The sequence below is a fragment of the Streptomyces sp. NPDC001922 genome (assembly GCF_042891165.1).
Classification (GTDB): Bacteria; Actinomycetota; Actinomycetes; order Streptomycetales; family Streptomycetaceae; genus Streptomyces.
Map to the genome: position 1 here is coordinate 434,050 of NZ_JBIASV010000002.1, position 13,740 is coordinate 447,789.

At 74.2% G+C, this 13,740-nt stretch carries 10 protein-coding genes; 6 read left to right on the forward strand and 4 right to left on the reverse strand.

What is annotated here, in order from left to right:
* The first annotated feature begins 96 nt into the window (after window positions 1-96).
* Window positions 97-2,211, forward strand: a complete 2,115-nt coding sequence (glgX, locus tag ACFYYR_RS05400) for a glycogen debranching protein GlgX (RefSeq protein WP_388847136.1) — start codon at window positions 97-99, stop codon at window positions 2,209-2,211.
* A 133-nt stretch (window positions 2,212-2,344) separates the two neighbouring features.
* Complete coding sequence (treY, locus tag ACFYYR_RS05405; protein ID WP_388847138.1) at window positions 2,345-4,888, forward strand: malto-oligosyltrehalose synthase; 2,544 nt, start codon at window positions 2,345-2,347, stop codon at window positions 4,886-4,888.
* A gap of 96 nt (window positions 4,889-4,984) precedes the next feature.
* Here the strand turns inward: treY and ACFYYR_RS05410 are convergent, their stop codons facing one another.
* Window positions 4,985-5,347 carry a hypothetical protein gene (locus ACFYYR_RS05410; RefSeq protein WP_388847140.1) on the reverse strand — a complete coding sequence of 121 codons (363 nt, stop codon included), beginning with the start codon at window positions 5,345-5,347 and terminating at the stop codon, window positions 4,985-4,987.
* Between the two features lie 269 nt (window positions 5,348-5,616).
* On the opposite strand from ACFYYR_RS05410, the gene ACFYYR_RS05415 reads away from it, so the two are divergent.
* From ACFYYR_RS05415 to treZ, 3 genes are all read left to right on the forward strand, one after another.
* Complete coding sequence (locus ACFYYR_RS05415; protein WP_388847142.1) at window positions 5,617-7,716, forward strand: hypothetical protein; 2,100 nt, start codon at window positions 5,617-5,619, stop codon at window positions 7,714-7,716.
* A 133-nt stretch (window positions 7,717-7,849) separates the two neighbouring features.
* A complete protein-coding gene (locus ACFYYR_RS05420) occupies window positions 7,850-9,388 on the forward strand; it encodes an ABC transporter substrate-binding protein (protein ID WP_388847144.1) in 1,539 nt (512 codons plus the stop codon).
* 56 nt (window positions 9,389-9,444) lie between these two features.
* Window positions 9,445-11,193, forward strand: a complete 1,749-nt coding sequence (gene treZ, locus ACFYYR_RS05425; RefSeq protein ID WP_388847146.1) for a malto-oligosyltrehalose trehalohydrolase — start codon at window positions 9,445-9,447, stop codon at window positions 11,191-11,193.
* A gap of 84 nt (window positions 11,194-11,277) precedes the next feature.
* Here treZ and ACFYYR_RS05430 read toward each other — a convergent pair whose 3' ends face one another.
* Both ACFYYR_RS05430 and ACFYYR_RS05435 read right to left on the reverse strand, forming a co-directional pair.
* Entirely contained in the window at window positions 11,278-11,910 is a 633-nt protein-coding gene (locus ACFYYR_RS05430) for a disulfide bond formation protein B (RefSeq protein WP_388847148.1), read from the reverse strand.
* A gap of 12 nt (window positions 11,911-11,922) precedes the next feature.
* Window positions 11,923-12,081, reverse strand: coding sequence for a hypothetical protein (locus ACFYYR_RS05435; protein ID WP_351508423.1), 159 nt, complete (start codon window positions 12,079-12,081; stop codon window positions 11,923-11,925).
* 320 nt (window positions 12,082-12,401) lie between these two features.
* Here ACFYYR_RS05435 and ACFYYR_RS05440 point away from each other — a divergent pair, with 320 nt between their 5' ends.
* Window positions 12,402-13,253 (forward strand): metallophosphoesterase family protein, encoded by an 852-nt coding sequence (locus tag ACFYYR_RS05440; RefSeq protein ID WP_388847150.1) that lies wholly within the window; start codon window positions 12,402-12,404, stop codon window positions 13,251-13,253.
* Between the two features lie 75 nt (window positions 13,254-13,328).
* On the opposite strand, the gene msrB is transcribed toward ACFYYR_RS05440, so the two are convergent.
* Window positions 13,329-13,736, reverse strand: a complete 408-nt coding sequence (gene msrB / locus ACFYYR_RS05445; protein ID WP_388847152.1) for a peptide-methionine (R)-S-oxide reductase MsrB — start codon at window positions 13,734-13,736, stop codon at window positions 13,329-13,331.
* Window positions 13,737-13,740 lie beyond the last annotated feature (4 nt).

Here is a 13,740-nt window from a genome sequence, read left to right on the forward strand (position 1 = left end):
AGTGCCCCGAATCTGTGCTGGTTGGACAAGGTTTCCTGGTCGGCAGGGGATGTGCCGTCTCGCGGAGCCCGGATCCGAAGTGGAAGAGTCGACATCATGCAGGTCTGGCCGGGACAGGCGTATCCGCTCGGCGCCACGTACGACGGCGCCGGGACGAACTTTGCGGTGTTCTCCGAAGCCGCCGGCAGGATCGAGCTGTGCCTGCTGCACGACGACGGCTCGGAGACGGCGGTGGAGCTGCGCGAGTCCGACGCGTTCGTGCGGCACGCCTATCTGCCGGGGGTGATGCCGGGGCAGCGGTACGGCTTCCGGGTCCACGGGCCGTACGAGCCGGCGCACGGGCACCGCTGCAATTCGGCGAAGCTGCTGCTGGACCCGTACGCCAAGGCGGTGAGCGGCCGGATCGACTGGAACGAGGCGGTCTACGGCTACCCCTTCGGCAGGCCGGGCGACCGGAACGACCTGGACTCCGCGCCGCACACCATGACGTCCGTCGTGGTCAACCCGTACTTCGACTGGGGGGACGACCGGCCGCCGCGCACCGACTACCACCGGACGGTGCTCTACGAGGCGCATGTGAAGGGGCTGACGATGCTCCATCCGGCGCTGCCGGACGAGCTGCGGGGCAGCTATGCGGCGCTGGCCCATCCGGCGGTCATCGAGCACCTCACCGAGCTGGGGGTGACGGCGCTCGAACTGATGCCCGTGCACCAGTTCGTGAACGACCACCGGCTGGTGGACGCCGGGCTGGCCAACTACTGGGGCTACAACACCATCGGCTTCTTCGCCCCGCACAACGCCTACGCCTCCTGGGGCGACCGCGGGCAGCAGGTGCTGGAGTTCAAGTCCGCCGTCCGGGCGCTGCACGCGGCCGGCATCGAGGTCATCCTCGACGTGGTCTACAACCACACGGCCGAGGGCAACCACCTGGGCCCCACGCTGTCCTTCCGCGGCCTGGACAACGCCTCGTACTACCGGCTGGCGGAGGATCCCCGCCACTACACGGACACCACCGGCACCGGGAACTCGCTGCTGATGCGCAGCCCGCACGTGCTCCAGCTGATCATGGACTCGCTGCGCTACTGGGTGACCGAGATGCGGGTGGACGGCTTCCGCTTCGATCTGGCGGCGACCCTGGCCCGGCAGTTCCACGAGGTGGACCGGCTGTCGTCGTTCTTCGACCTGGTGCAGCAGGACCCGGTGGTCAGTCAGGTGAAGCTGATCGCCGAGCCGTGGGACGTGGGCGAGGGCGGCTACCAGGTGGGGAACTTCCCGCCGCTGTGGACCGAGTGGAACGGCATGTACCGGGACACGGTGCGGGACCTGTGGCGCGGCGAGCCGCGCACCCTGGCCGAGTTCGCCTCCCGGCTGACCGGCTCCTCCGACCTCTACCAGAGCGACGGGCGCCGCCCCATCGCCTCCGTCAACTTCGTGACCTGCCACGACGGCTTCACGCTGCACGACCTGGTGGCGTACGACCAGAAGCACAACGAGGCCAACGGCGAGGGGAACCGGGACGGCGAGAGCCACAACCGGTCGTGGAACTGCGGCGTGGAGGGGCCCACCGACGACCCGGGCGTGCTGGCGCTCCGCGCCCGCCAGCAGCGGAACTTCATCGCCACCCTGATGCTGTCGCAGGGCGTGCCGATGCTGGCCCACGGCGACGAGTTCGGGCGCACCCAGGGCGGCAACAACAACGCGTACTGCCAGGACAGCGAGGTGTCCTGGGTGCACTGGCCGGACGCGGACGGGGACGGGGACCTGCTGGAGTTCACCCGGACGATGGTGTGGCTGCGGCGCGACCACCCGGTCTTCCGGCGGCGCCGCTTCTTCCAGGGCAGCCCGGCGGAGGGGACGCACGACGAGCTGTCGGACATCGCCTGGTTCACTCATGAGGGTGAACAGATGAAGCAGCGGGACTGGCAGGCGGCGTCCGCCCGCTCGCTGACGGTCTTCCTCAACGGCCGGGCCATCTCCGAGCCGGGCCCGCGCGGTGAACGGATCGCCGACGACTCGTTCCTGCTGATGTTCAACGCGAGCGACGAACCCCTGGACTTCACGGTGCCGGTGAACCACGGGCGGCAGTGGCGGATCGTGGTGGACACCGCGCGGACGGAGGTGCCGGAGCCGGGCGCCGGGCGGCGGGTGAAGGCCGGGGACCGGCTGACCCTGGTGGACCGGAGTCTGACGGTGCTCCAGCGCCCGGCCTGACACCGGTCGGCGGTCGGCGGTCGGCGGTCGGCGGGGGACGCTCCCCGAGCGGGCCGGGCCGGGCGGGGTGCGTACCCGCCACCCGGGTGCTCACGGCAGGCACGGATCCCGTAGCGGCGGGTACCTACTGGCCATGACGCCTCAGCCCGAGCCGCCTCAGCCCGAGCCGTCCCACCCCGAGCCGTCCCACCCCGAGCAGCCTCGCCCCGAGCAGCCTCAGCCCGGGCCGTCCCGGCCGTCCGCGGCTCCGGAGGCCGCCGCAGGTCCCCCAGGCCCCGGCCCCAGCGCCCCGCCGACCGCCACGTACCGGCTCCAGCTCCAGCCGGACTTCCCCTTCTCCGCCGCCGCGGCGGCCGTGCCGTATCTGGCGTCGCTGGGGGTCTCCCACCTGCACCTGTCGCCGGTACTGGAGGCCGTTCCCGGCTCGGCGCACGGCTACGACGTCGTGGACCACACGGCCGTCCGGGCCGAGCTGGGCGGCGAGGAGGGGCTGCGGGCACTGGCCCGGACCGCCCGGCGGCACGGCCTCGGGCTGGTGATCGACATCGTGCCCAACCACATGGCGGTGCCGGTGCCGGAGCGGCTGAACCGGCCGCTGTGGGAGGTGCTGCGGGACGGGCCGGACTCGCGGCACGCCCGCTGGTTCGACATCGACTGGACCCGGCACGGCGGCCGCGTCCTGCTGCCCGTGCTGGGCGGCCGGCTGGGGGACGAGCTGGAACACCTCGTCCCGGACGGGGACCTGCTGCGCTATCACGACCACGCCTTCCCCTTGCGGCCGGGCACCGCGCAGCTGCCGCTGCCGGAGCTGCTCGACGCCCAGTGGTACCGGCTCGCCTGGTGGCGGCTGGCCCGTACCGAGCTCAACTACCGCCGGTTCTTCTCCATCTCCGAGCTGATCGGGGTGCGGGTGCAGGACCCGGAGGTGTTCGAGGCGACACACGCCACGGTGCTGCGGCTGCTCCACGAGGGCGTGGTGGACGGGCTGCGCGTCGACCACCCCGACGGCCTGGCCGAGCCGGGGAGCTACCTGCGGCGGCTGGACCGGGCGACCGGGGGCCGCTGGACGGTCGTGGAGAAGATCCTGACCGGTGAGGAGCGGCTGCCGGCGGACTGGCCGGTCGCCGGCACCACCGGCTACGACGCCCTGCGGCGCATCGACGGCCTGTTCGTCGACCCGGCGGGGGCGGCGGACCTGCTGGGGGCGTACCGGCGCTTCACGGACCAGCCCGCGGACCGGGGCGGCGCGTGGGCGGCCACCGTGCGCCGGGCCGGGTACAAGGTCGTCACCCACGAACTGGCCGCGGAGGTCTCGCTGCTCGCCCGGACGGCGGCCCGGATCTGCGCGGCGGCCCCGGCACTCCGCGACCACGCGCCGTGGGCGCTGCGCACGGCGGTCACCGAACTCCTGGTGCGGATGCCGGTCTACCGCCCCTACACCGTCCCGGGTGAGCGGCTGCCGGAGCGGGACGCCGAGCTGCTCCGGGCGGCCGCCGAGGAGGCCCGCGGGGCGTTCGCCGTCACCGAGGAGGCGGACGCGGTGGACCGCGTCCGCGATCTGGCGCTCGGCGTCCTCGGCGACGGCGAGGACCACCGGGCGTTCTGCTCCCGCTTCGCCCAGACCTCCGCCGCGCTGCGCGCCAAGTCGGTGGAGGACACGGCGTTCTACCGGTACGCGCCGCTGCTGTCGGCCGGGGAGGTGGGCGGCGACCCGGGGAGCCCGGCGACGTCCGTCGAAGGGTTCCACGCCCACTGCGCCCGGATGCTGCGCGACTGGCCGGCCGGCTCGACGGTGCTGTCCACCCACGACACCAAGCGCAGTGCGGACGTCCGGAGCCGGATCGCGCTGCTGACCGAGGTCCCGCACGCCTGGGCCGGGCTGCTGGGCGAGCTGACGAAGGCGGCGGACCGGGAGGCCCCGGCGCCCGACCGGCACACGGCCTGGACGGCCTGGCAGACGGCCTTCGGCCTCGGCTCCGGCGATCCGGAGCGGCTCGTGCCGTCCCTGCTGAAGTCCGTCCGGGAGGCCGGGCTGCGCACCTCGTGGACGGAGGGCGACCCGGCGTACGAGGCGGCGGTGGAGGCGTTCGTGACGGCCGGGCCGTGCGGTGGCGCGATGGACGCGGCCGAGGTCACGGCCTTCGAGCGGTCGGTCGCCGCGGGCGTCCGCGGCAACGTCCTGGGCGCCGCGCTGCTCCAGCTCACCATGCCGGGCGTCCCGGACCTCTACCAGGACACGGAGCAGGTGTACGCCGCGCTGGTGGACCCGGACAACCGCCGCCCGCCCGGCTTCGCCGCGGAGGCGCTCGCCGCGCTGGACGGCGGGCGGGCGCCGCGGGACCTGCCGGAGGAGAAGCTCCGGCTGACCGCCGCCGCGCTGCGGCTGCGCCGGGAACACCCGGCCTGGTTCGGCGAGTCGGGCGGCTACCGCCCGCTGCTCGCGACGGGGCCGGGGGCCGTGCACGGGGTGGCGTTCTGCCGCGCGGGCCGGGCGGTCACCGTGGTCACCCGGCTCTCCCTGCGTCTGGCGGAGGCGGGGGGCTGGCGGGACACCGAGCTCGAACTCCCGGAGGGGGCCTGGACGGACCTGCTGTCGGGCCGGCCGGTCCGGGGCGGCCGGGTACCGCTCGGCGGGCTGCTCGACGGCACGCCGGTGGCGCTCCTGGTCCGGGAGTGAGGAGTGGCCGGGGCGTGCGCGGTGGGCCGGACCGGTCCGGGCGTGCCGTCCGGCCGGGGGCTCTTCCGCGCCGCGCCCGCAGGGGGCTCGCCGGGCTCAGACCTCGTCGATGACCAGCCAGCTGCCGTCGGCCTCCCGCCACCGGGACAGCCGGGACAGATCGTCGATCCACGGGGTGAGCCGCCGCCAGTCCGGGGCGTAGGACGGCTCGCCGGCGGAGCAGCCACGGGGGTCGACCACCCGCTCCGCAGCGGCGGGGAACGGGAGCCGGACCGCACCGGCGGGGCGGAGCGGCGCGGACCGTACGTACAGCCTGCCGTCGGGCCCGAGCCAGCACTCGGCGTCCAGCTGGACGAGCTCGGGGGCGTCCACCGGGACCTCGCCGCGCTCCAGTGCCTCCCGGACCGCGGTCAGCGCGGCCCGCCGGGCCCTGCTTCCGGCGCAGACTTTCCTGGCCATGACTCCATGGTCCCTCGCTGCCGGACCGAATGCACAGCTGTCCCGTACGACGCGCTGTCCGGCAGCATGCACCCCGCGGTCCGTCACCGTCGTGCCGGCCGCGGGTCCGGGTGACGAGGGGGCGCGCGGGCGCACGACACGCGCGGGATGACGGCGTGAGGTCGTCCAATCGCTATCTGTCGTCCCGCACTTCGTGACACCATGCATGACCGAAGTCACGTTGTGCCACCTGTGCACCACGGCGTCCGCGTGCTGGAAAGGGGGATTCCATGCCGCAGAGCCCACAGGCTCCACCGGTCGGTCTGGGGGAGGTGGCGGGCCTGGTCCACGAGTGCTGGCTGCGCGATCCGGCCGCGCCGGACCGTCCGCTGCCGGTGATCACGCTGCTGGGCCGTCCCGGCAGCGGCAAGACCCACGCCCTGGACCACTTCGAGGCCGTCACCGACGGCGCGCCCACGGCCAGGATCGACTTCGCGTCCGCCGCCGAGCAGCGTCCGCACGAGGTGGCCCTGCGCCTCGCCTTCCTGCTGTCCCGCAAGCACCGCGGCAGCAAGCCGCTCCGCTTCCCGCGGCTGTTGCTCGGCCTGCTCGCGGTCCAGCCCGAGCTGTCGCTGACCGACCGCGGCCAGGCCAACCGCGAACTGCGCCAGGCCCTGCGCCAGGCGCGCAACCGGGGGGCAGCGGCGGACGCCGGCGAAGGGCTGGCGAAGCTCGTCGAGACCCTCGGCCTGTCGCCGGTGCCGGGCGTCGAGATGATCGTGGGCGTGCTGCTGCGCGGCTTCGAGTACATGCCGGCCGGCACCTTCCTCAACCGGGCGCTGGTCTCGTACGGCTCGTCGGGGCCCGGCAGCGCCCTGGAGGAGCTGGTGGAGCTCAACCGGCGCGCCCGCAGCGGTGTCGAGGCCAGTCAGGACTTCGTGGACCGCCGGCTGTGCCGGGCCTTCCTCGACGACCTGTGCGCCGGGTACGCCCGCGGCCGCCGCGCGCACGGCAGCCTCGCGCTGCTGGACGACATCGACCTGAACGACGGCGCCACCCGCTTCCTCGAGGCCCTGCTCGTGCTGCGCACCGAGCGGGCCCGGGCGGGCCACCACGACCCGCTGCTCGTGGTGGCCACCAGCGGCACCACCCAGGCGGTGCCCGGTCCGTGCGACGGCAGCCCCGACGACCCGCACCTCCACCACGCCGCGGCCGCCGGCTGGTCCGGCTGGCGGGAGCGGGCCGGGACGCCGCTGTCGGACTGGTGGTACCCGGTCCGGCTGCGCGACCTGGACGCGGTGGAGGTGGCGCTGGAGGCCTCGCGCCACGAGTCGGCCGCCGCGCACCGGGCGGACCGGCCGGAGACCGGCGTGCTGTCGCGCAGCACCCCGCTCGTGCACCGGCTCACCTACGGGCACCCGTGGAGCGTGTCCCAACTGCACGCCGCCATCGACCGATTAGGGGGGCGGGCACCGGAGGACCTGCGCGGGCTGCTGGACATGCGGGTGCCGCTGCCCGGCACCGCGATGGACGGGGAGCCGGCCCAGGGTCCCCGGATCGGCCGGGCCGTCCTCGACCGGCTGCTGACCGGGCTGACCGCCGATCAGCGCGCCGCGGCGACCCGGATCGCCGCCGCCCGCACGCCCAAGGCCGCCGTCAACTCCGGCCTGCTGGACCACCGCCTGGAGCACGCCCGGGACACCGTGATGGGGGAGCTGCGGAACCGGCTGTGGCTGTCCACCCCGGTCCCGGAGGACGCCAATACCCGCGGCGGCCGGGGCCCGTCGGGCTATCTGCTGCCCGCGACCGGACTGTCGGGCGAGCAGGCCGGCCAGGGCGGGGACCCGACGCGGGACGGCCGCCCGGTGCTCCACCCCTGGCTGCGGCTGCTGCTCCTGGACGACCTGTCCGGACCGCCGAACGGTTCGCGGGAGGTGTGGGACGCGCTGCACGGCAGGCTGGCGGACTGGCACGAGCAGCACGGCCAGCCGCTCGACGCGCTCTACCACCGGCTGGCCGGTGACCGGCTGGAGACGGTGGTGGAGCACTTCGCGGCCGGGCTGTCCGCTCCGGATCTGCGTCCGTGGCTGCGCGAGCTGTACCACGTGACGGCGGCGCCGGTGTACCGGGCGCAGCTGTCCGACGCCACGCCGTCGCGCCGGGCCGGGGAGCTGGCGAAGGAGCACGCGCCCCGGGCGCACGAGGACCGCGCCCGGCTCCGTCCGCTGGCCGAGCTGTGCGCGGCGCTCTGGCTGGCCGGTGACCCGCGCAACCGGCTGCCGCCCGGTGACCCGGAGCTGAACTACAAGATCGGGGCGATGTTCCGGCAGCTGGCCATGGCCGCGGACGACGCGGACACGCTGCTGGACGAGGCCGCCCGCTACGACTGAGCGCCACCGGGCCGAGCCGCGGGCCCCGGCCGCGGACCGGCCCCGCCCGGCCCGCGCCGCGGCACCGGGCGCCGGACCGGGCCGGGCACCGAACCCACCGCACACCGCACGCGCCGAACGAGGAGATGCCGCCATGTCCCCCGGATCCTGGGTGGAGAACCGCCCGCTGTGGGCCCGCTGGCCCTGGAACGCCGTATCCGGCGTCGCCCTGCTCGCCCTGGTCGCCGGCGTCGTGGCGTATGTCCTCGTCCCGCCCGACCGGACCTGCGCCGAGGGCGTGGAGAAGGTCGGTGACCAGTGCATCGGCGTGACCGACGGCTCGTACGCCTTCACCGAGAACCTGCGCCCGGTCTCCCAGCGCATCCACCAGCTCAACAAGCAGCTGGAGACCGACGAGAAGCAGGACGCCAAGGCCGGCGGGAAGACCCCGCCGCGCCATGTCGGCATCGTCTATCTGATGCCGTTGCGGCCCCGGCCGCAGGACACCAACACCCCGGACTCCGTGCGCCACGAGATCGAGGGCGCGTACACCGCGCAGTACGAGGCGAACCGCACCGCGAAGTACGGCAACGCCCCGAAGATCAAGCTGCTGCTGGCGAACAGCGGCAACACCGCCGAGCAGCACAAGGCCGTCCTCGACCGGATCCGGGACCGCATCGGGACCGACCACATCGTCGCCGTCTCGGGCCTGGGCACCAGCACCGACGCCACCGCACGCATGATCAGGAGGATCACCTCCAGCGGAAAGGACGGGCTGAACCTGGCCGCCACGGGCGCCGTCCTCACCGCGGACACGCTGCACAGGATCAAGGGCCTGGTGCGGGTGGCACCGACCAACTCCGACGAGGCGGCCGCCGCCGCGGCGTACCTCAAGGACAAGCCCTACGCCCGGCGGGTCCTGGTGGTGCGCGACTCCCGCCCCGGCGACCAGTACACCAGCACCCTCGCCAAGGCGTTCCTGCGCGAGCTGCCCGAGGAGCGGCGGGTGGACCACATCGAGGAGTACGACTCCTCGCACGAGGGCGTGGCCACCGCCTTCAAGAGCCGGATGGCCAATCTGTGCGCCGCGAAGCCGGACGTCGTGTACTTCGCCGGCCGGGGCGTGGACCTGCCGAACTTCCTCGCGCCGCTGAAGAACCGTCCGTGCACCGACCGGAAGCTGGTGGTCGTCTCCGGGGACGACGCCTCGCAGGTGTCGCAGGCCGACGGGTTCGAGGAGATCAAGGAGACGCTGCAGAGCGGCAACGTCCGGCTGCTGTACACCGGTCTCGCGCACCCCGAGGCATGGCAGCGGATGAAGGGCGCCTACCCGGGCTGGGCGGCGCAGTCGTTCGGGGGCAAGGGCCAGTACCGCGCGGCGTTCCCCGACGAGCCGCTGCACGACGGCCAGGCCATCATGGGCCACGACGCGGTGCTCACCACGGTCGCGGCGGTGCGCATGGCCGCGGCGTCCAACAGCCGGGTGACCGGCTCCCAGACCATTCAGAGCTGGACGTCGCTGCACGGGGTGGAGTCGGTGAAGGGCGCCAGCGGGCTGATCTCCCTGGAGAACGACGGCTCCCCGCGGCGCAAGGCCGTGCCGGTCATCGAGATAAAGCCGGACGGCACGGTGCACACCCTGGACGTGTCGGCGGGCGACGGCGGCCCGCTGACCGAGGATGACCTCAGCTGACCTGTCCGGCAGCCGGCCTTCCCGGCAGTCGGCCTCTCGACCGACGAGGAGCATCGATGCTGTTCGAGGTGTGGGCACCGGAGGCGGAGCGGGTCGTCCTCACGCTGGAGGGCGGTGCCCGCCCGATGGAGCGCGATCCGGCGCGCACCGGGTGGTGGCGGGTGGCGGCCCCGGCCGGACACGGCAGCCGGTACGGCTTCGCGCTCGACGACGGCCCCGTGCTCCCCGATCCGCGCTCCCCGCGGCAGCCGGACGGCCCGGACGGGCTCAGCGCCGTCGTCGACCACACCCGCTTCCGGTGGCGGCGGCCCTGGTACGGCAGGCCACTGCCCGGCGCGGTGCTGTACGAGCTGCACATCGGGACGTACACCCCCGAGGGCACGTTCGACGCCGCCGCGGACCGTCTGGGCCACCTGGCGGAGCTGGGCGTCACCCATGTCGAGCTGCTGCCGGTCTGCCCCTTCCCGGGCCGGCACGGCTGGGGCTACGAGGGCGTGTCGCTGTGGGCGGTGCACGAGCCGTACGGCGGGCCGGACGGGCTCAAGCGGTTCGTGGACCGGGCCCATGAGCTGGGCCTGGGCGTGGTTCTGGACGTGGTGCACAACCACTTCGGGCCGGCCGGCAACCACGCGCCCGCCTTCGGCCCGTATCTGACGGAGACGCACCGGACCCCGTGGGGCTCGGCCGTCAATCTGGACGCCCCCGGGTCGGACGAGGTGCGCGCGTTCCTGCTCGGGAGTGCGCTCGGCATGCTGCGCCACTACCGGCTGGACGGGCTCCGGCTGGACGCGGTGCACGCGCTGCACGACACCCGCGCCGAGCACTTCCTGGCCGAGCTCTCCGCCGCCGTCGACGCGCTCGCCGCCGAGACCGGACGGCCGCTGTTCCTGATCGGCGAGTCCGATCTGAACGACCCGCGCACCACCGCGGCCCGCACGGCCGGGGGCCACGGTCTGCACGCCCAGTGGAACGACGACTTCCACCACGCCCTGCACACCGCGCTGACCGGCGAGTCGCAGGGCTACTACGCCGACTTCGCCGAGGACGCCCCGGCCGCCCTGGCCAAGACCCTGACCCGCGGGTTCTTCCACGACGGCAGCTGGTCGAGCTTCCGGGGCCGGTCGCACGGCCGCCCGCTCGGCGCCGGGGCGGCCGCGCACCGGCTCCTGGCCTACGCGCAGACGCACGACCAGATCGGCAACCGCGCCCTGGGCGACCGGCTCTCCGCCCGCCTCTCCCCCGGGCTGCTGGCCTGCGCCGCCGCGCTGGTCCTCACCTCGCCGTTCACCCCGATGCTGTTCATGGGCGAGGAGTGGGGAGCGCGGACGCCCTGGCAGTTCTTCACCGACCACACCGACCCGGAGCTGGCCGAGGCCGTCCGCAGCGGCCGTCGCCGGGAGTTCGCCGGGCACGGCTGGGCGGAGTCCGACCTCCCCGATCCGCAGGACCCGGCCACCCGGGACCGCTCCTGTCTCGACTGGTCGGAGCCGGGGCGCGAGCCGCACGCCCGGCTGCTCGCCTGGCACCGCGAACTGATCGCCCTGCGGCGCGCCCGCCCGGAGCTGACCGACCCCCGCCTCGGCGGGACCGGGGTGGAGTACGACGCCCGGGAGGGGTGGCTGGTGGTGCGGCGGGGCGGGGTGCGGGTCGCGGTCGTCCTCTCCGCGGAGGGCGAGGTCAAGGTGCCGGTGGGGGCCCCGCAGGCGACGGTGCTGGCCGCCTGGGAGCCGTGCGGGGCGCCGGAGGGCGACGGCCTGGTCCGGCTGCCTCCGCAGTCCGCGGCGGTGCTGACGGTCAGCGGGTGACGGTACGCGGCCCCGGAGCGCGCACCCGCCCCGTCGGCCGCCCCGGACGGCCCCGCCGATGGGGCCGGCTATGGGGCCGGCGGCTCAGCGGATGCCGAGCTGATGGAGCAGCTCGTACCCGGCCGGGATCTCGGGCAGGGCGAACCGGAAGCCCTGCAGAGCGAAGACGGTGACGACGTTCGCCGCGAGGACCAGCCCCAGCAGCCCCAGGGTGCACAGGGTCAGGACCGGGCCGCGGTTGTCCAGCGGTTCGGTCTCGTCGGTCAGCACGAGCATGACGCCGGCGGCGACGGTCGCCGCGACGAAGACCAGGAACGTCCAGGTGTAGAGGTGCAGGCCCCCCAGGACGGCGCCCTGGCCCGGCGCTCCGGGCTTGATGTGCAGCAGGACCTGGCGCCCGGCGGTGGCCGCCCCGCAGACGGACGCGAGGACGCTCATCCCCCAGCCGGTGGCGAAGTCCCCGGTGGTGACCGGTCGGTGGCGGGCGACGGCGACGACGGAGGCGGGGCCGAGTGCCGCCAGCGCCAGGAACAGCCGCTGGAGGGCGCCGAGCGCGGTGGGCGGCTGCGCGGCGGCGAACTCGTGGGCGAGGGCGCCCGCGAGCAGTGCCGTGGCCAGCAGCACGTACACATGGGTGAACCAGAGTCCCCAGAGGTTGGTGAGCCGGGAGACGGACGGGGCCGGGGTGCTGAACCGGAGGACGGTCATGTCGTGCATACGGGTTCCTCGTCAGAAGCTCAGATCCAGCGGGGTGGTGAGGCGGGAGGAGAGCAGCAGCACGGCACCCGTCAGGCAGAGGCCCCAGAGCAGCAGGATCCGGGGCCGGCTCCACCGGGCGAGCAGCGCGCACCAGATCAGCAGGAGCAGCAGGAAGAGCACGGTTTCCATGGAGTCCCTCCGCCGGACGGACGGGTCCTGACGCCACATCTGGACCTTTCCGGATCCTGGCACGGAATCGTTCCGGCTGCCTGCGGACGCGCTCGTCCGTCCAGGGGCCTCATCCGGCGCCACCGGGGCCCGGCGGGGGCCGTTCCCGGGCGGGCATCGCTCCGCCGGCCGACGGTCGCGCCTGCCGGCCGACGGGCCCCCTGCCCACCGATGACACCTCTGCCGACCGAAGGACACGGCCCCGCGCCGCGCCGCGGAACCGTGGCGTCCGCCCGGCGGGCCTCTCATGATGGACAACATCACGAGGATCAGGAGCAGTTGTGCACCACGGAGACCTGCTGGCGATCAGCGATCTGCACATCGCCTACGCGGAGAACAGGGAGATCGTCGAGACCCTGCGCCCCGGCACCGACGCCGACTGGCTGATCGTCGCCGGTGACGTCGGGGAGAAGTACGCCGACATCGAGTGGGCGCTGACGCTGCTCAGGGACCGGTTCGCCGAGGTCGTCTGGGCGCCCGGCAACCACGAGCTGTGGACCCATCCGAGCGACCCGGTCGAGCTGCGCGGCGAGGCGCGCTACGCGCACCTGGTCGAGCTGTGCCGGAGCCTGGGCGTCCACACCCCGGAGGACCCGTACCCGGTGTGGCACGGGGAGGGCGGACCGGTGACGGTCGCGCCGCTGTTCGTCCTCTACGACTACTCGTTCCGGGCGCCGGGCGCGACGACGAAGGAGGAGTCGCTGCGCATCGCCCACGACTCGGGCATCGTCTGCACGGACGAACACCTGCTGCACCCGGACCCGTATCCGTCGCGGGACGCCTGGTGCCGGGAGCGGGTGCGCCGCACCGAGGAGCGGCTCGCCGCCGTTCCGGAGGACCACCGCACGGTGCTGGTCAACCACTATCCGCTGGTGCGGCACCCCACGGAGATCCTGCGCTACCCGGAGTTCGCGCAGTGGTGCGGCACCGAGCTCACCGCGGACTGGCACCGGCGGTTCCGGGCGGCCGCCGTCGTCTACGGGCATCTGCACATCCCCCGGGTGACGACTTACGACGGCGTCCGGTTCGAGGAGGTGTCGCTCGGCTACCCGCGCGAGTGGCGGCCCCGGCCGCCGCGCACCCCGCTGCGGCGGATCCCGCTGACCGCGGAGGTCCCGGACGGGGCGCACTGAGCCGGGGGCGGCGTGCCCGGACGGGCGGGAGGACTCCTCCGGCCCGCCCGGTCCCGTCGGCTCCCGTGGGCCTCGTCAGCTCCCGTCCGGGGTGAGCCGCAGCGAGATGCTGTTGATGCAGTAGCGCTGGTCGGTCGGGGTCGGGTAGCCCTCGCCCTCGAAGACGTGGCCCAGGTGGGAGCCGCACCGCGCGCAGCGGACCTCGGTGCGCACCATGCCGTGCGAGCGGTCCTCGATCAGCTCGACCGCGTCGGTGTCCTTCGGGTCGTAGAAGGACGGCCAGCCGCAGTGCGAGGCGAACTTGGTGTCCGAGCGGAAGAGCTCGGCGCCGCACGCCCGGCACGCGTAGACCCCGGTGGTCGTGGTGTCGGTGTACTCACCGGTGAACGCCGGCTCGGTGCCGGCCCGGCGGAGCACCGCGTACTCCTGGGGGGTCAGCTCCGCGCGCCACTGCTCGTCCGGCTTGTCGACGTCGTACGCCATGTCG